This is a genomic window from Rhodopirellula sp. P2 (assembly GCF_028768465.1).
Classification (GTDB): domain Bacteria; phylum Planctomycetota; class Planctomycetia; order Pirellulales; family Pirellulaceae; genus Rhodopirellula.
In genome coordinates, this window is sequence record NZ_CP118225.1 from 6,634,062 (window position 1) to 6,651,988 (window position 17,927).

General features: G+C 58.9%; 11 protein-coding genes. 5 read left to right on the forward strand and 6 right to left on the reverse strand.

What is annotated here, in order from left to right:
• Positions 1–75 precede the first annotated feature (75 nt).
• The 3 genes from PSR62_RS23300 (at position 76) to PSR62_RS23310 (ending at position 4,427) form a co-directional block, all read left to right on the forward strand.
• Complete coding sequence (locus tag PSR62_RS23300; protein ID WP_443217464.1) at positions 76–1,491, forward strand: outer membrane protein assembly factor BamB family protein; 1,416 nt, start codon at positions 76–78, stop codon at positions 1,489–1,491.
• Positions 1,492–1,783: 292 nt separating this feature from the next.
• Positions 1,784–3,526: a hypothetical protein gene (locus tag PSR62_RS23305; protein WP_274405359.1), complete on the forward strand. Its 1,743-nt coding sequence runs from the start codon at positions 1,784–1,786 to the stop codon at positions 3,524–3,526.
• 139 nt (positions 3,527–3,665) lie between these two features.
• On the forward strand, positions 3,666–4,427 hold the full coding sequence (locus PSR62_RS23310; protein ID WP_274405360.1) for a YggS family pyridoxal phosphate-dependent enzyme: 762 nt from the start codon (positions 3,666–3,668) through the stop codon (positions 4,425–4,427).
• A gap of 228 nt (positions 4,428–4,655) precedes the next feature.
• On the opposite strand, the gene PSR62_RS23315 is transcribed toward PSR62_RS23310, so the two are convergent.
• Complete coding sequence (locus tag PSR62_RS23315; protein WP_338020252.1) at positions 4,656–5,828, reverse strand: serine hydrolase domain-containing protein; 1,173 nt, start codon at positions 5,826–5,828, stop codon at positions 4,656–4,658.
• Between the two features lie 605 nt (positions 5,829–6,433).
• On the opposite strand from PSR62_RS23315, the gene PSR62_RS23320 reads away from it, so the two are divergent.
• A complete protein-coding gene (locus PSR62_RS23320; RefSeq protein ID WP_274405362.1) occupies positions 6,434–6,817 on the forward strand; it encodes a DUF3859 domain-containing protein in 384 nt (127 codons plus the stop codon).
• A 196-nt stretch (positions 6,818–7,013) separates the two neighbouring features.
• Here PSR62_RS23320 and PSR62_RS23325 read toward each other — a convergent pair whose 3' ends face one another.
• Complete coding sequence (locus PSR62_RS23325) at positions 7,014–8,327, reverse strand: adenylosuccinate synthase (protein WP_274405363.1); 1,314 nt, start codon at positions 8,325–8,327, stop codon at positions 7,014–7,016.
• 228 nt (positions 8,328–8,555) lie between these two features.
• Positions 8,556–10,607, reverse strand: a complete 2,052-nt coding sequence (gene tkt / locus PSR62_RS23330; protein WP_274405364.1) for a transketolase — start codon at positions 10,605–10,607, stop codon at positions 8,556–8,558.
• A 593-nt stretch (positions 10,608–11,200) separates the two neighbouring features.
• On the opposite strand from tkt, the gene PSR62_RS23335 reads away from it, so the two are divergent.
• Positions 11,201–12,256 (forward strand): hypothetical protein, encoded by a 1,056-nt coding sequence (locus PSR62_RS23335; RefSeq protein WP_274405365.1) that lies wholly within the window; start codon positions 11,201–11,203, stop codon positions 12,254–12,256.
• Between the two features lie 1,102 nt (positions 12,257–13,358).
• Here the strand turns inward: PSR62_RS23335 and PSR62_RS23340 are convergent.
• Genes PSR62_RS23340 through PSR62_RS23350 form a run of 3 tightly spaced genes read right to left on the reverse strand, consistent with a single transcriptional unit; the run spans position 13,359 to position 17,843 of the window.
• Entirely contained in the window at positions 13,359–14,423 is a 1,065-nt protein-coding gene (locus PSR62_RS23340; protein ID WP_274405366.1) for a hypothetical protein, read from the reverse strand.
• 52 nt (positions 14,424–14,475) lie between these two features.
• Positions 14,476–17,406: an exo-alpha-sialidase gene (locus PSR62_RS23345; protein ID WP_274405367.1), complete on the reverse strand. Its 2,931-nt coding sequence runs from the start codon at positions 17,404–17,406 to the stop codon at positions 14,476–14,478.
• Entirely contained in the window at positions 17,403–17,843 is a 441-nt protein-coding gene (locus tag PSR62_RS23350) for a fluoride efflux transporter FluC (protein WP_274405368.1), read from the reverse strand. Before PSR62_RS23350 ends, PSR62_RS23345 begins: the two co-directional genes overlap by 4 nt.
• Positions 17,844–17,927: the final 84 nt, after the last annotated feature.

A 17,927-nucleotide genomic window follows, 5' to 3' on the forward strand; every position in this document is an offset into this window, starting at 1 on the left:
GCCGGATGCCACTTCAACAACTTGATTTCACTTCTTACCGAACGTTTCTCGATGATCGCTCCACGAGCTCCCTTCATGATCCCGCCCCGCCTGCTGGCCAGCTTCCGAGCGATTGCTTGGACGCTGGTGTCATTTTCTCTCGGCTGGGCTCAATCGCCGCTCACCCAGCCCGACTGGCCCCGCTTTCTCAACGACGACTTCAGCGGCAGTGCGAAGCTCACCGAGTCGGCCCCCCAATCAATCGCTTCTTTGAACTGGAACGGTCAACCCAAATGCCACTGGGCTCTGGAGGTGGGAGACGGCTATGGGATCGGTGTGGTTCGCGGCAACAGCTACTTTCACTTCGATGAAACCAACGCCACCGAACGAATTCGCAAGATCGATCTGACCACCGGAGCAGTCCTGTGGTCGCGATCCTACCCGCTGAACTACCGCGACATGTACGGGTACGAAACCGGTCCGCGATGCAGCCCGACGATCGCCGAATCAAGTGACGGCCCCGATCAAGCTCAGATTTTCACCTACGGCGTGGCAGGCCAACTCACGGCGTGGAGTTGCGACTCAGGTGAGCAACAATGGACCGTCAATCTGAACGAGAAATATGACGTCGTGCAAAACTTCTTCGGCGCCGGTTCATCCCCGTTGATCGTTGACGAGCAAGTCATCGTGATGGTCGGCGGCAGTCCCGAGGAACAACAAACCCTGGCCCCCGGGCGACTGGATCGAGCGGTTCCGGAAGGGACGTTGATGGTCTCACTGGACCGCACCACCGGCGAGGTCAACTGGACCGGCGGAGACGACTTGGCCAGCTACAGCAGCCCACGCACAATCCAGATCGGCGGCAAGGAGTACCTGCTGATGTTCGCTCGCGATCATTTGTGGGTGTTGGATCCGACCGACGGCAAATCCCTGGGCAAGGTTGATCACCGGGCCGACATTCTGGAGAGCGTCAACGCGATGGTCCCGATCGTCGCTGGCAATCGCGTGCTGATCAGCGAGTGCTACGACGCGGGTGCGGCAGTCTATGACGTCCGTGTGAAAGGCAACCAAGCCACGTTCGAAACGGTTTGGAAAGATCCCGTCGGTCGCCGGCGATCTCAATCGCTGCGGGCGCACATGTCCACGCCGATCCTGCACAAAGCCAACCTGTACGCATGCAGCGGTCGAAATGCCCCCGACAGCGATTTCCGCTGCATCGATTTTGCCACCGGCGAGGTCAAGTGGACGGCACTGGATCGACGACGCAGCACCGCGACCCGACTCGGCGACGTGTTGCTGGTGCTGAAAGAGACGGGTTCACTGCATTTCGTCCGAGCGACACCGGATCAGTTCCACGAATTGGCGGTCTGGGAATTGGAGGTTGCCGCCGACGATCGTCCCGCTCTGCAATACCCGTGCTGGTCCGCTCCCGTGATTGTCGGCAATCGCATGCTCATCCGCGGCGACCAAACAGTCCTCTGCCTGGCACTGCCAGAGCACAATCCGTCCTGATTCACTGCCCCGTACGATGGTCTTCCAAGACCGTCGAATTCAAACCGTACGATGGCCTTCCAAGGCCGTCGACCCACCGGTGAAAAGGTCCTTCCAGGGTCCACTCCAACCCTGCCAAGGCGAAAGAACACGGTTTGGCCGGGCTTGGAAGCCCAGCCTACGAACACCAAGACCAATCCAACCGAGCACTTGAACCACTTCTTTGAACGGGTCGCTTTGCAGCCGCGTAAACTGGTGTTCCTGGCGATCGCAGGACGCCACCCCATCGCTCGAACTCCCCACGAAACGATTCATGGACACTTCCCAACCCAAATCTGATTCGCCGTCTCGCGACCGACGCGATCCCGTGGGTGGGGTGATCCACTCCTACCAAAAGTACGATCCGGTCGCTTTTCCGCCGCCCAGCCAACCGCCCCCGGACCTGGTGTCGCCCGCGTTTGAACAGGCGTTGATGTACGGCAACTTTCACGAACTGTCCGAGGAAGACCTGGCCAACGCGGTGAAGCTCGACCCCAGCCAGATCGCCGGCTTGGGCCCCAGCATCGATTTCCTGAAAGCGTTGCTGGAGGATCGCAAACGCAAGATTCTGGAAACCTACGAGGCTCGAACGGTCCAAAAGAAAGCTCGCAAAGCGTTTCACCAAGCCGCCAAAAAAGTGCAGCCCCCCGCCAAAATGGAAAAACTGTTCCAGATGGCGATCAATCAGGAGCAACCCTTCATGATTGAAAGGCTTTGGTACGAAGCCGGTGACGACAACGGGAACTTGGCCCGCCACCTGTTGGCGACCGGTTCGGCGATGGAGGACAAACACAACCTCGAAGAACTGGCGACCAAGTACGATTTCATCGGCCATGAATCGATGTCGATCCCCAAGGCACTCGAGGTCAAAGAAGAACTGGAAAAGATCGACGAACTGCTGCAACAACTCGAGGAAGCCGAGAAGTCTGCTCAGATCGGTTTGATCGACATGGACATGCTCAGCGAGTTTGCTCAGCCGGGCGACATGGAACAGCTCGAGGACATGCGACGACAAGTCGAAAACCTGATGCGAGAACAAGCCGAACGCCAGGGCTTGGAACGCAACAAAGATGGCTCCGGATTTCGGCTGACACCACAAGCCTACAAAATCTTCCAGGGTCGATTGCTGGAACAGATTTTCAGTGAACTCGATCCCTCCCGGACCGGCCGTCATGAAGGCAACGTGGTCGGCGAAGGAGCCGTGGAGCTGCAGCAGACCAAACCCTACGAGTTCGGTGACAGCGTCGCCAACTTGGATTTGCCGCAAACGATCATCAACGCATTGCTTCGCCAAAAGGATGAACGTCCGCTGCGATTGCACAGCGATGACATTGTGGTCCACAAGACCCGCAACCACCCCAAGGCCGCCACGGCGGTGATCATGGACATGAGCGGTTCCATGCGATACGAGGGCCAATACATCAACGTCAAACGGATGGCATTGGCGCTGCAAGGATTGATCAACAGCGAGTACCCCGGCGACTTCCTGAAGTTCATCGAGATGTACACCTTCGCCAAACTCCGGACTCCCGGCGAAATCATCGAGTGCATGCCCAAGCAGGTCACGATTCATGATCCCTGGGTGCGTTTGAAGTGTGACATGAGCAACCCGGACATCAGTGAGCACGAAATCCATCCGCACTTCACCAACATTCAGCACGCGTTGCAAATGGCCCGCCAAAACCTGGCCACCTGCGACACTCCCAATCGACAGGTCGTGTTGATCACCGACGGTTTGCCAACCGCCCACTTCGAAGGTGAGTGGCTGTACATGCTGTACCCGCCCGATCCGCAAACCGAAGAAGCGACGATGCGGGAAGCCCAACTTTGTGCCAAGGAAGGGATCACGATCAACATCTTCTTGATCCCCAGCTGGTCGCAAAGCGAGGAGGACATTCGGTTCGCCTACCGGATGGCCCAATCGACCCGCGGCCGCGTGTTCTTCACCAGCGGCAAGAACCTCGATCGATTTGTGCTCTGGGACTACGTCAACAATCGACGCAGCATCATCGCCTGACAAAAAAGTGGCATCGGCTTCTATGCCTGTGATTCGAACCGACATTCACGCGACCACAAGTCGGAAGCCTACGCCACATGCTTTTCTCACAGGCTGGAAGCCCATGCCACTTTGGTTGGTGTTGTGTTAAAACGCCTGCATGGCTGAACCAATCTCGAAACAACAGATGGCGTGCGATGAAGCGACCGCCAAGTCACGGATCGCGGAAAACTGGAGCACGGTCAGGCAATCCGTTTCCGAAACTGCGGAGCGATGTGGGCGTGCCCCCGACAGCGTTCGCGTGGTCGGTGTCACGAAGTACGTTGATGCCGAAATCACCGGATGGTTGGTCGAAGCAGGGTGCCATGATTTGGGCGAGAACCGGCCTCAGTTACTGGAACAGAAATTCCAGACGCTCGATGACTCCAGCATTCGCTGGCACCAAATCGGCAACCTGCAGCGAAACAAAGTCCGACGTTTGCTTCCCGCCGATCCACTCGTTCACGCGATTGCCAGTGAACGGTTGCTCGATGCGCTGCACAACGAAAGCTTGCTTCAGTCGCGGTCCATTGACGGGCTGATCGAAATCAATGTCAGTGAAGAGGCAGCCAAAACCGGATTGCCCATCGAGCAGTTGGAACCGCTGTTGGTCCACTGGCGTGAGCTCGCGGGTTCCTCCACCGCGGGCCTGAAGATCACCGGTTTGATGGCGATGGCGGGCTGGGGCACCGATGAGGCCGCTGCGGCTCGACAGTTCGGGAAACTGCGAGAGCTTCGCGACCAAATGGAATCGGCCACCGGAATTTCGCTTCCTGAATTGTCGATGGGTATGAGCGGCGACTATCCCGCCGCGATCGCCGAAGGTGCCACACTCGTCCGCATCGGCACAAGGCTGTTTCAAGGGGTGCTGCCGACAGGTTGACGCCGAGTGCGCGAGACAGGTTCAAAGCAGAACGGTTGCGCGGCACTGAGTGCTTGGATGCATGGGGACGCTTGGATGCATGGGGACGCTTGGATGCGCGGGGTGCTTGGGTCCTGGTGCAATGGATGCGAGGATCGGCAAATGGCTTGGCGACGGAACGTGTGAGGACGGAACAATTGGGGACAATTGTTCTACTCTGGGGCCGACTCGGCGATTGCAAATCGCTTCCTACAAAGCTTGCATCAACGCTTCGCCGAAGGCTTGCCGGACCTGGGAGGCGTCGGCATTCGGAAAATTGGCTCGCTGGACCATCAGGATCATCGCCACTTCCTTCTCCGGATCGATCCAAACCTGCGTCCCATGAGCCCCCCCGTGTCCAAACGTTCCCGGCGTCAGAGCCTTGGTCACGCCTTGCGGTTCGCCAATCACGCAGCAACCGATCGCCCATCCGTTGCCAGGAGTGAAACCGGTTTTCAAATCACCGGTGCAGATCGTTCGCATCTGCTGCACCGCGGCCTTGGACAACAATTGCTCATCGTCCACCCGGCCGTCTCGCAACAACATCTGGCAAAACTTGGCGTAGTCATCCGCCGTGGAAAACAGCCCACCGTTCGCTGCGGGGAATCGATTGCGATTCATCGCGGTGCCGCCGGATAGAACACTGACCGTGGCTTCTTCCAGACGCTTTGGTTTCTCGCCATCTTCCTCAACAACGCGGTAGGTCTTCGTCAATCGCTCGTGCTGCTCCGGTGTCAGATAAAACGTCGTGTCCTTCATCCCGAGCGGCTGACAAATTCTTTCCTCAACGAAGCGATCAAAAGTCATTCCGGAAACCACCTCGACGATCCGGGCGGCGGTGTTGATGCCGGTTTGGCTGTATCGCCATTCGCTGCCTGGTTCGAACAACACTGGCAATTCCGCGTAACGTTTCGCGACAACTTCCAGCGTGGGATCCGTGTAAGCACTCTCACGCGGCAATTCGCTCATCCCGGAAGTGTGCGTCATCAGGTGTCGAATCGTGATGTTCGCGGGCGTGCCATCGGCCAACTTCAGATTCTTCATCCCTGGCAGATGCTTGGAGATTGGATCATCGACCGACAGCTTGCCTTCATCTTGCAGCATTAACACGCAAGCCCCGGTGATGGGCTTGGTCATCGAAGCGATCCAAAACAGAGTGTCTCGTTTCAAGGGAATTGCCTCGGCGACGTCGGCCATTCCGACCACGCTGACATGCTTCACCGAATCCGGGCCGACCACCAAAGTGACTGCTCCAGCGATTTCTTTGTCCGCCACGAACTGTCGCATCGCTTTGGAGATCTCAGGTTCGTTGGCTCGAGCGCGATCGATCACCAAATTCCCAGCCACCAAACTCATTGCCAATGCACCTAAAATCCAACGCATGATCTCGCCTCCACCAAGAAAGAACTCACCAGCACCCGACACAATTGCCTGACGCACCCCAACACATTTCAGCAGTTGATTCACTGAACTGTTCAGACGTTCGCCTCCATTCCATACCACAGAATCGGGGCTAAGCAGGTCGGCTGGAATGATCGGGCACAACCATGTGAGCCGTTTGGTCGTTCGCCTGGCCTGCGCGTAAAAACCGTGGCTAATGCCAACGGCTCACATACCCGATGACACCTGCGTACCTGCTTAACAGCCTGCTGATTGAGTCGCAAACCGAATGACAACAATGAGCCGCTGGGCGATAGCCACGGTTGGCCTCTGATTAACCGCCGCGAACGCGGTACGGCTCATTGAATCAACAGCGTGCGAACGCCCAAACGGCTCACAGGAAGAACCGAAAGCCGACTCGATCCATCGACACATTCTATTCGGGCCGACCAACACGATGTGTGCCCGCCCGCAGCACGGGATTTTCTTCGTCACGAATTTATGGCATGGTGGCAAACCGCGACGTGAACAGACTGAAGCAAGTCGCTTGCACGGCCCCCTCCTCGAATCGAGAATCATCGTTGGCGAAGAAGAAAATCGAGACGCGAATGCGAACCTTTGGAATTCACTCCAAGTGGGATGGTGAATGCAAAGAACTCCCACGGTTCATCCGCAGCACCACCACCATCCCGGCTCGCGTGGACGTTGAATTTGGGTTCATCGTCAACATCAAGGGTGCCAAAAACCAAGAGTTATTTTTCTGCATTGATCACCCCGGCATCAAGGATGAACACGGCGAAACTCGCGCGCCCTTTGATGGTTCCGTGTACGTCAAAACCAACGACTGGAACTTCTACTTGGGCGACACGGTCTGGGACCCGATCGAGGACAAACTGGGTCCCTGGCAAATGTGGCTGGAAATCGACGGCAACATCATTGCCGAAAAAACCTTTGAGGTTGTCCCGGCATCGGATATGGCAGAAGCTTCGTAAGACATTGGGATAGCAGACGGTTGATTGATAACGTTCCCAGATCGAAGGCTCAGCCATTCGGCGCTAGCCCACGGTTCCTGGAGACGAACCGGACGCTATCGCGTTCCGGCTGACTCAATCAACAGGCTGACAGGCCCCTAGCCTGTCAATTCAGCGCAACGACAGACTGGAAGCCGATCCCACAACAGCGCCGAGCCTACAGATCCATTGCTTTGGCTTCTTCGGTGAAGATCGTTTGGGCACGGTCGGGGCCGACCGACAACACACCCACCGGGATCCCCACCAACTCTTCGATGCGTTTGACGTAGGCCAGTGCCAATGGCGGGAAGTCATCCACCGAGCGGGCATCGTCGACGGGCGTGTTCCAGCCTTGGATCGTTTCGTAGATTGGCTTGCAACGACGAAGCTGTTCGGCATGAGCTGGCACGCGATGGATTTCTTTCCCATCCAGTTCGTATGCAACACAAACCTTCAGCTCATCGAAGTGAGCGAGCACGTCCATCATCATGAGTGCCAAGCGGGTCACACCAGACAAACGCGCGGTGTACCGAACGGCAACGGCATCGAACCAACCGCAGCGACGCGGGCGTCCGGTGGTCGTTCCAAACTCGTTCCCAAGCTTGCGAATCTTCTCGCCGGTTTCGTCTTCCAATTCACTCGGGAATGGACCACCGCCGACACGCGTGCTGTAGGCCTTGCAGACACCGAGGACCTGGTGGATCCACTTTGGTGGCACACCGGCACCGGCACAGACGCCGACCCCTGACGAGTTGCTGCTGGTGACGAAGGGGTAGGTCCCATGGTCGATGTCCAGCAAGGCACCTTGAGCACCTTCAAACAACATTTTTTGATTGGCTTCGGCAGCGTCCAAAACCATGTCGGTGGTGTCCGCGATCATGGGAGCCAAACGCTCCGCCCAAGAAGCGGCCAGAGCGACCATCTTCTCAGGTGCGATCGACTCAAGTTCTTCCTCGGAAGCACCCAAGTTTTTCAACAACGCTTGTTTTTGTCCGGCGACCGTCGCGATGCGTTCATCGCGAGATCCTTCGATCAAGTCGATCATCCGAATCGCGTGGGTGCGTCCGACCTTGTCACGGTAACACGGGCCGATCCCACGGTTGGTGGTGCCGATCGATTCCCCGCGCACGGCGGTGGCGTTGATCGTTGCATCTTCGATCATGTGCCAAGGCATCACCAAGTGAGCCCGTTCACTGACCTTCAGATTTTGAAAGACATCGATCCCGCGAGCTTGCAGGCCATCGATTTCTTGCAGCATCGTGGTCGGGTTGATCACGACGCCAGGGGTGATGACGTTTTGAACATCGCTGTGCAAAATCCCGGACGGGATGTGATGCAGTTTGTAGGTTTCATCCCCCGCGACGACGGTGTGTCCCGCGTTGGCCCCGCCTTGATAGCGAACAACCCAATCAAATCGTGGTGCCAACAAGTCGACGAGTTTGCCTTTGGCTTCGTCGCCCCACTGCAGACCAATGACGCAAGTACCGGACAAGAGATTCTCTTTCAGTGATGGAAGGGTCGTTGACACGAAAGGGCGATTCGTCGAGCGAACTGCACGCGAATTTTGCCGTTTCGTTTTCGATCAAGGTTGGTAAGAAGTCAGCCAAGGGCTGACACAAGATCATTCTCGCGGGCCGCCTCAGCGACCCAAACGCATCGTCATTGCTCGCCTCCCCGATTCGCAAACTGGCGAACAAGGGATTGGCTTGCAAACGGAGACTCAGGACAAAGCGGCTTTGACCACCGAGTCGGCGTTGATGCCGAAGTGCTCGTAAACGGCATCGAATGGGCCACTGGCACCAAACGAGTGCATGCCGATGAATTTGCCTTGCAAGCCAATCCAACGATCCCAGCACATTTGGATGCCAGCTTCGATCGCAACGCGGTTGGTGACTTCGGGTGGCAAGACTTCGTTGATGTAAGCGGCATCCTGCTGAGCAAAGATGTCCATGCAAGGCATGCTGACCACGCGAACCTTTTTGCCTTGCGCGGTCAATGTTTCAGCCGCGTCCACTGCCATGTAAAGTTCGCTGCCACTGCCCATCAGGATCACGTCCGGCGTGCCTTCGCAGTCGCTCAGGATGTAACCACCACGAGCACATCCCGACGCCGCGGCGTACTTGCTGCGATCCAGAGTGGGCATGTTTTGACGAGACAGCACAAACGCACTGGGGTGATCGTTGATTTGCATCGCGGTGCGGTAGCACTCAGCGACTTCGTTGGAATCACCCGGACGGAAGACGTTCAAACCAGGAATTGCACGGCAAGCGGTCAGGTGTTCGACCGGTTGGTGGGTTGGCCCGTCTTCGCCGACGCCGATCGAATCGTGCGTCAGGATGTACATGGTCGGTTGATGCATGATGCTGGACAATCGCATTCCACCACGCATGTAATCGGTGAAGACGAAGAACGTCGCGGCGTATCCACGCAAACCGGACAAGCACAAACCGTTGGCGATCCCGGACATCGCGTGTTCGCGAATGCCGAAGTGCAGGTTGCGACCTTTGTATTGTCCTGGCAGGAATTCGCCCGCACCTTCGAACTTCAAGTCCGACTTGTTCGACGGTGCCAAGTCAGCACTTCCGCCGATCATGAAGGGAACGTTCTTGGCGATCGCGTTGAGGACCTTGCCGCTGCTGTTGCGAGTCGCGTCGCCTTTGGCGTCCGCTTCGAAGACAGGGATGTCTTTGTCCCAACCTTCCGGCAATTCGCCTGCGAACATGGCTTTCAGCTCAGCAGCCTTGGCGGGTTCGGCCGCTTGGTACTTGGTCCAAACGTCTTCCCACTGGCTCGATGCCGTTGCCCCGCGTTTGCCAACTCCTTCGGCGAAGTGTTCTTTCACACCGGCGGGAACGTAGAATTTTTCGTCTTCGGGCAAACCGTAAGACTTCTTGGCCAGGGCGACTTCGTCCCATCCCAGAGGTGCCCCGTGGGCGCCGTGAGTGTTTTGCTTGTTGGGTGCACCGTAGCCAATGATCGACTTCACCACGACCAACGTGGGCTTGTCGCCGCAGGCTTGGAATTCGGCGATGGCTTTGCCGAGTGCGTCAACGTCGTTGGCATCGCTCACGTGCACGACGTTCCATCCGAGGCCTTCGAACTTCTTGCCCATGTCTTCGCTGAAGGCCAGGTCCGTGTCACCTTCGATGGTGATGTTGTTGTCGTCGTACAACCAGCACAGGTTGTCGAGTTTCAAGTGGCCGGCAATCGACGCGGCTTCGGTCGCGATGCCTTCCATCAGGTCGCCGTCGCTGCAGATGGCGTAGGTGTTGTAGTTGAACAGGGTCAAATCGTCGGTGTTGTAGTTGGCGGCCAACCACTTTTCGGCCATTGCCATTCCGACGCTGTTGCTGACGCCGGCACCGAGCGGGCCGGTCGTGGTTTCGATCCCAGCGGCTTCAGCGAACTCGGGGTGACCAGCACAAACGCTGCCGATTTGGCGGAATTTTTTGATGGCGTCCAGCGAGATGGATTCGCCACCGGTGGGTTTGCCGTAACGGTCGGTCGCTTCGACGCCGATCAGATGCAGCGTGCTGTAAAGCAGCATGCTGGCGTGGCCACACGACAACACAAATCGATCCCGGCCCGGCCAGTGTGGCTTGGCAGGGTCGTAATTCATCGTGTTTTGGAACAATTGGTACGCGATGGGGGCCAGCGCCATCGGCGTGCCAGGGTGACCACTATTGGCGGTTTGAACGGCATCCATGCTGAGGCAGCGGATGGTGTCGATGGCGAGGGTTTGAATGTCAGTGGTGGTGGCAGTCATCGGCACGCGCGAGATGGTTGGAGGAGCAAAATTTCAGACCCCGAAAGCGTACCGGCGAGGCCCGAACCACGAAAGCCCCGGGGTGAAACAGCCCACCAAATCGTCTCCCCCCCGATTGTGCCTGTTGTACACTGGCGTCCCAGGACCCCACCGGCCCCCTTTTTTTCAGGCGGAAGAAGATGAGTCAGCGAAACAAGACGAGGCCAATCAGCATGCTCGTGGCGGTCATCGTGACTTGCCTGTTCGGGATCACGAACGCGCAACCACCGGCGTTCCAGGGCCCCCAATTCAAAGGCCCCAACCGCGTCCAAACTTCGCCCGGCTACCAAGCCCCCACCCCTGAGCACCCTGATTCGCCCCATCAACCGGGCCCCCATCAACCGGGCCCCTATCAGCCCCCACGAGCCTACGCTTCGCCACGCGATCACGCTCAACAGTCGCCTCCATCACAGCCCCCGAGCTCATCCCAACCCCCGAACCCACCTCAGTACTGGAGCCCGCCTCAGTACCGCGGCCCGTCACCACAACCCGTCCCTCCCCAACAACACGCCCCGTCCCCAGGCCCCGCGGCCCACGAACAGAAAGCTCGGGAGTGGGCGATGTTCCTTCAGCATCAATTCCATCAGCGAGTGCAAATCGACACCGAACGCAAACTCAGCGAATTGCCTCGATTGATCCAAGAAGAACTGGGTGTCCCCTGCACACTCGACCAAGCCGCGATGCGAATCGCGAAAGTCGACCCGTCCTCCGCGGTCGTCCAAGTGCGCGCGGCGGAGATTCCGTTGCAGGTTGCCTTGAAGCGAGCTCTGGCTCCACTGAACCTGGCCGCCAAGCTGACCTCCGACGGTTTGGTGATCACCGCCGACTTCACGCGGCTCGCTCGGGCCGGCATCGCAACAGATCGCTGGGCGGAAATCTCTGCGGACGTCGCCGAGCAAATGGAGTCCGACCTGGCCCAACCGGTGTCGATCAAGACCGACAACCTGCCACTGGACGAAGCGATCGAGTCGCTCCAAGAACACCTTCACCACAGCATTGAGATTGATGTGCATGCGTTGGAAGAGGAAGGCTTGTCAGCCGACATCCCAGTGAGAGTTCATTCCAAGTCGGCAAGCTTCCAGTCAACGATGAGTCGAATGCTTCGCGACCAACAACTGACGCTCCAATTCGAACAGGAGGCATGGGTTGTGACCACGATCGCGATGGCCGAGGAACGCCCCCTGCATCGCATTTATTACCTGGAAGCCACCGGGCTGACGGAGTCGATCTCCGAAACCATGAATCTGATCCAAGTCACCGTTGACCCCGAGTCCTGGGAAGCACTTGGCGGCACGGGCACCATGGCGTCCTTGCCAACCGGCGGAACCAATCGCCCCGGAATCTTGGTGTCGACGACGCTGGCGACCCATCTCAGAATCGAAGCCCTCCTCGATGCACTCCGAGCGGGAACGGTCGGCGAGGACGTGCCGACCCAATCCGTGCCATACCAAGACCCATTGTCTTCAGGCAGTTTTCATTCGGGCGTGTATTCGGGAGCCTCCGCGCACGTGTTTGTGGGCAACGGAAACCCAAACGCTCCCAGCCAGAATGCTCCCGCTCCCCCAACGAACAACGGCCCGCCCAGCACGCCGCCACCAACCGGCGGCATTTTCTGAGCGGATGCGTCTGCCCCAATTCGTCGACGGCGGCCTCCACCGTCGATCCTCACTCGCACTCGCCGGGCCCCCTGAGTGACAGCCTGCGACTCGCATCACATTCGTAGGCCGGACCAAGCGAAGCGCCGTTCCGGCAACCAAGTCCAACAGCATTCCAACGCCAAGACACGTCGCGTCCAACCCACCTCAACACCGTCCGCGTCAAATGTCTCCCAGAAAAAAAGCCGACACGCGAACAGTTGGGGACAACCGTTCTACTCTCGCACTCGTCATCGCCGGGCCCACTGAGTGACAACCTGCGACTCGCATCACATTCGTAGGCCGGACCAAGCGAAGCGCCGTTCCGGCAACCAAGTCCAACAGCATTCCAACGCCAAGACACGTCGCGTCCAACCCCACCTCAACACCGTCCGCGCCAAATGTCTCCCAGACAAAAAGCCGACACGCGAACAGTTGGGGACAACCGTTCTACTCTGGCACTCGCACTCGCCGGGCCCCCTGAGTGACAGCCTGCGACTCACATCACATTCGTAGGCCGGACCAAGCGAAGCGCCGTTCCGGCAACCAAGTCCAACAGCATTCCAACGCCAAGACACGTCGCGTCCAGCCCACCTCAACACCGTCCGCGCCAAATGTCTCCCAGACAAAAAGCCGACACGCGAACAGTTGGGGACAACCGTTCTACTCTGGCACTCGCCGGGCCCCCTGAGTGACAGCCTGCGACTCACATCACATTCGTAGGCCGGACCAAGCGAAACGCCGTTCCGGCAACCAAGTCCAACAGCATTCCAACGCCAAGACACGTCGCGTCCAGCCCACCTCAACACCGTCCGCGTCAAATGTCTCCCAGAAAAAAAGCCGACACGCGAACAGTTGGGGACAACCGTTCTACTCTCGCACTCGCCATCGCCGGGCCCCCTGAGTGACAGCCTGCGACTCACATCACATTCGTAGGCCGGACCAAGCGAAGCGCCGTTCCGGCAACCAAGTCCAACAGCATTCCAACGCCAAGACACGTCGCGTCCACCCCCACCTCAACACCGTCCGCGTCAAATGTCTCCCAGACAAAAAGCCGACACGCGAACAGTTGGGGACAACCGTTCTACTCTGGCTTGGTGTCGCGTTTGACGGAGGGCACCTTCAGCGGTTTTGTCTTGGGACCGTCCCAGACGTCTTCCACTTCTTGGCCACCAGCGGACTGGCGAAGCAGCAAGTACACGCCCCCGACCAAGGCCCAGCCGACGGTGATTCCAACGACGATTGGGAAACGCACAAGGAGTGCGGTCCAAACGGGATTCCGCAGCGTGGAGATCGCGGTCAAACCGACCAACTGCCAGCCACCCACCACGATCGCCAGCAACACAACCGCTGGCACCAACAACAGAACGAGCTGTGGCAGGCGGCGGAACGTGACCTCGTAGCCGCGGCTCAGGCAGTCCATCGCGTCCACCTTCTCTTGGCTGACCAGTGCCGCCAAACCGAAGGGAATCGCCGCCTTCGCCCCCGCCATCAACAACCCGACAACCAATGCGGCCGGAAGCGCCAGCGGTGCGAGCAAGAAACTCCAGACCAGGCGAGGTTGCTCTCCCGTTGCCACCCCATCGGCCAGCCATAAAAACAAGACCAGTGGCAACGCACACACCGCGGGCAACACACTGATCAAGAGCGCCGACTTCCAACGCCTGCCAATGATCTTCCAGGTCTCCACAAAGCCTGGCAAATCACGCCCGGCCGTCAGCAGGATTCCCAATCGCAACAACACCATCGCAATGGGAGTCCACCAAACGAACGTCCACAACACACCGGCCCAGTGGCCCATGAACAACGGCACGCCATCCATCCACGGGGCCGGAACCGGACGGCCCCATGGTCCGGTCCAAATCAAATCTCCCAGCGTCGTCGATGTCCGCCATCCGTCCGCGACCAGGGCCCCCGTGGCCGAGTGACCGACCAGTCGTTCCAGCCCAATCCGCCAAACCAAATCCACGATCGCGACCAAGACCAACCAAACCGGCGCGCCAGCCAACCTGGCCACGCGTACCAACCGCAGCCACGGCATGACGTCCGTCCACGTCCGAACGCGATCGAACAAGGGTTGCTCAGGCGGACGCGTGTACGACCGAATGGGCTCGTCGGCGGAATCAGTTTCAGGAGCAGTGTCAGACAAAACCGAACTCAAAAGATCAGGGCGTTCGCATGCCGCGACTCACCAGAATCGGTCACTCGCGAGGCATGGGAAAGAATCGCCAGTGTTGCGGATCGGGCAACGCTTGAAAATCAGAGGCCAATCGCCCGGCGTCGCCGCTCGGCGAACGGCCCGGCGTTGAATCCGCCGAATCCCCCGCCTGCGACGAACGCACGCGGACCCCAAATTGTTCTGTGAACCGCGACCAGGAATCCGCTCGAGGCAAGATTTCGACCAACGGAATCGCGATTTCCGCCAACACCCGCGGCCCTCGACGGACAGACGACTCCGAATCAGCCCCGTCGCTCGATTCGTTTTCGCTCCATCCACTCAGTGCCGCGTACCAGTTCGGTTGCCAACGCACCGTGCCGTCCACCGACGCTTGACGGTTGCCTCGCGAGTCACACCCAAAACAAAACGATGACATCAAGTCGCCATCGCCATCGATCCATAACTCCAACGCCTGGGGCCGACCGGATTCGGTCTGCGAGCCCCCGGAGTTCCCGGAGTCAACCACCGCGACGTACAAGTATTCCCCGTCTGTCACACAGGCGAACATGAGATCGTCGGTGCGCTGCCAACGCAGATCACTCCAACAAGCATCGTCCAACTCACAATCCAATCGCGGTCGCGAAACAACGCGAGGCAAGGCGTTGGATTTCCGGGTTGGCGATCGCGTGGAAGAAGTCGATTCCTCGTCCGACGGACCCTCCCCCAGACCCACGCCCGAGATGCGTCGCGCCGCCATCACAACGGGATGGTATTCCCAGTTGGTTCGCTGACTCATCGGTGGCAGAGTCGGCAAGGAACTCTCCAGTGCTCCAGATGCCAGTGCATTCAGCGAACCGGCGCGAGCCATTCCGCCAGCCGACGAACGCGACTTGCTCGCAGGAGGGGTCGATTCATACGCCACCGGCTTCACCGCGAAAGGCGACAAAGATTGCGTTTGCCAATGCATCCCCGATTGCACTCCGTCTTGCTGACCGCCCGCGTTCCCGAAACCATTCCCTGCACGGGTGACGCCATCGCGATTGGCAGATCCAGTGCCGCCCCAATCGGGGTGCGAACCGCCGGCTTTCGACGCCAGCCAACCCGGTTGGCTCGGTGACATCGAGACCACCGAACGTTCAAAGCTTTCTTGTCGTGCCTGCAGCATGCAGTCCGCCCACCGCCGCACGGAGTCCACCGGCGCGGCATCGACCATCGTCCGCAACAGAATGTCTTCGCACGCCGTCAAGGATTGAGCGTGCTGCCAATTCCCCTCTGAACTGGCGAGCTGTGCTGCGTGCCGAGTTTGAATCCACAACCACCACAGCATCCGCGTCCGATCCTCCGACGCCGTCCGAGGCAACAGAACCTCCAGCGTGTCAGCCAGCTCCTTGGAACGGAGCCCCGGGTCGCGGAGCAACTCTTTCAAACGTGACAACTGGCTCATCCTGGCGGTCGCAATTTGCAAGCGTCGTCGCGAGGCTTGGTCGGTCACACCGGAGCCAAACTGTTGACCGGCCGCCAGCACCAACCCTCCGGTCAGCGACAGATCCCGCCGAAGTTCGGTTGAGGTTCCTGGGACGGGCGACACCACCACGCTTTCGGGCACCGCCATCCCTGGGGCAACCACCATCATCGCATCCAATGCCAGATCGCCTGCCAACACGGCGCGCCCGGACAACAGCGCATCGCTGCGAAGAGCAACACTGCGGGAGGAACTGACGACGGCGCCAGCCTGCAACTCGCTGGCGTAAACCCGCCGAGGTTGCTTGCGTATCAATGACGCGGTCAATGGAAAATTGGAATCATCCAGCGTCGCACTCACCCAAGCCTTTCGCGTCGACTCCGGCAAATTCGCATCCAGCACCACCACCGCAGGCTGATGCTGCTGCAGCAAATCCACGCAAGGTTGCCGATCCGATGTGGGACTGCTGCACCAAACCGCTTTGGCGACTCCCAGTCGCATCGCCGCGTGCCGCACCCGGCCGAGCCTGCCAACGGTGTGCGCACCGGCGGGCTTCGCAGAATCGAGCACGACGACGACACGCCGTTTCATTTCCAATGTTTCGCGACCGATCAATGCCCAAGGCACGGTCTGTTCCGAAGCCGCCACAAACATCACGGCGGGCGCGCGTCCGGCACCGCGCACAGGGTCCCAAGTTTGTCCATCGTCCGTCGATCGCTCGATGATCCCATGCGTCCCCACGCGAACTCGCCATCCTTCGCCTTTGGTCTGGCGAGCCGATTGGCTGTCTTGAACCAATGCATCCTGACGCAACCAGTCATGCAACTTGGCGCGTGACTCGGGCGATTGAGCGGTGTCTTCCAACCAAGTCAAACCGCCATCGAAGGAGTGAAAACGATTCCCGGCCGAAGCTTCCGCGTCGTCCCCGATTGCCTCCAAGGAACCAGCGGGCAGTGGTTCAGCATCAAAACTGTTTCGAACCGCCATCCGGTGCAACTTCGTCGCTTCCAACGCGTCGACTCGGTGCCAAGTCCGCCCAGCATCGTCGCTGGCGATCGCCACCCCACGACTCAGTCCCGTGACAGGTTCGTAGCCACCACCAACCGCGACCACGCGAGTTTCATTCAGAAAACGAACATCACACAGAGCCAAGTCGACTCCGGACGCCAAGTTCCGCCAGGTTCGGCCCGCGTCTTCACTGCGAACGATCACGCCCCAGTCACCCACGGCGACCAAAACATTGCCGTCGGGCGAGACAGAGACCGCGTGCAGCGAGGCATCCTCGGCGAATTGCGACGCCGAAACATACGTGGCAGGCAAATCAAAGGTTTCTGATGTCGAAGCCACGTGGCGACTGCGAGTCGTGCCGGTCTTGCCAAACGCGTTGTAAAAACCAGGCATGGTTTGGCCGCTGGCAGGAGCCGCCATCCAGCCGGCCAGCAGTGCCGCCAGCAGGGGCAGCAACCGCAGAACCCAATTGCCAATGGGAAGTGAAACAACCGAAGCGATCATGAGGTCCAGTTCCGAACGACCGACACCGCGGCCCAAAAAAGACACCAGCCAACGATGACATTGATCCCTAACAGCAGGGAACTGGCCAAAATTCGTCCCTGCGAGGCAAACACAGCGGTTTCGCCAATCAGGGTGCTGAAGGTCGTCAAACTCCCCAAAACACCGATCCGAATGGCCAACAGCGTGCGAGGTTGGGCCAGGGACGCCGCCCAGCCCGTCGCGACCCAATCCGAGGCCAGCCAAGCCTGAGAGAATTGATACAGCCCCCCCAAGGCGAAACACCCGAGCAAGTTTGCAAGCGTCGTGCCGACGCTGCCATGCATCGTCAACCATCCACCTAACGGGGCAGAAACCACCATCAATGCGATCAGGTAGCGAAGAACGGCCCCAATGGAGCCACCAAGGGCGATCGCGAACAGGTCTAAAACAAAGCTCATTGGGGTCAGTTCCTCGTTTTCACCATTGCCAGTCAGGGCTGAGGAATTTACGTTGGAGGGCCCTAGCTTCGGAAGTTTTTCACG

Excerpts from the sequence above, each read along its gene's own strand:
- PSR62_RS23320 (WP_274405362.1), top strand. The coding sequence starts at position 6,434 with ATGCGAACCTTTGGAATTCACTCCAAGTGGGATGGTGAATGCAAAGAA.
- PSR62_RS23315 (WP_338020252.1), bottom strand. The coding sequence starts at position 5,828 with ATGCGTTGGATTTTAGGTGCATTGGCAATGAGTTTGGTGGCTGGGAAT.
- PSR62_RS23335 (WP_274405365.1), top strand. The coding sequence starts at position 11,201 with ATGTTCCTTCAGCATCAATTCCATCAGCGAGTGCAAATCGACACCGAA.
- PSR62_RS23305 (WP_274405359.1), top strand. The coding sequence starts at position 1,784 with ATGGACACTTCCCAACCCAAATCTGATTCGCCGTCTCGCGACCGACGC.
- PSR62_RS23310 (WP_274405360.1), top strand. The coding sequence starts at position 3,666 with ATGGCTGAACCAATCTCGAAACAACAGATGGCGTGCGATGAAGCGACC.
- PSR62_RS23345 (WP_274405367.1), bottom strand. The coding sequence starts at position 17,406 with ATGATCGCTTCGGTTGTTTCACTTCCCATTGGCAATTGGGTTCTGCGG.
- PSR62_RS23350 (WP_274405368.1), bottom strand. The coding sequence starts at position 17,843 with ATGAGCTTTGTTTTAGACCTGTTCGCGATCGCCCTTGGTGGCTCCATT.
- PSR62_RS23300 (WP_443217464.1), top strand. The coding sequence starts at position 76 with ATGATCCCGCCCCGCCTGCTGGCCAGCTTCCGAGCGATTGCTTGGACG.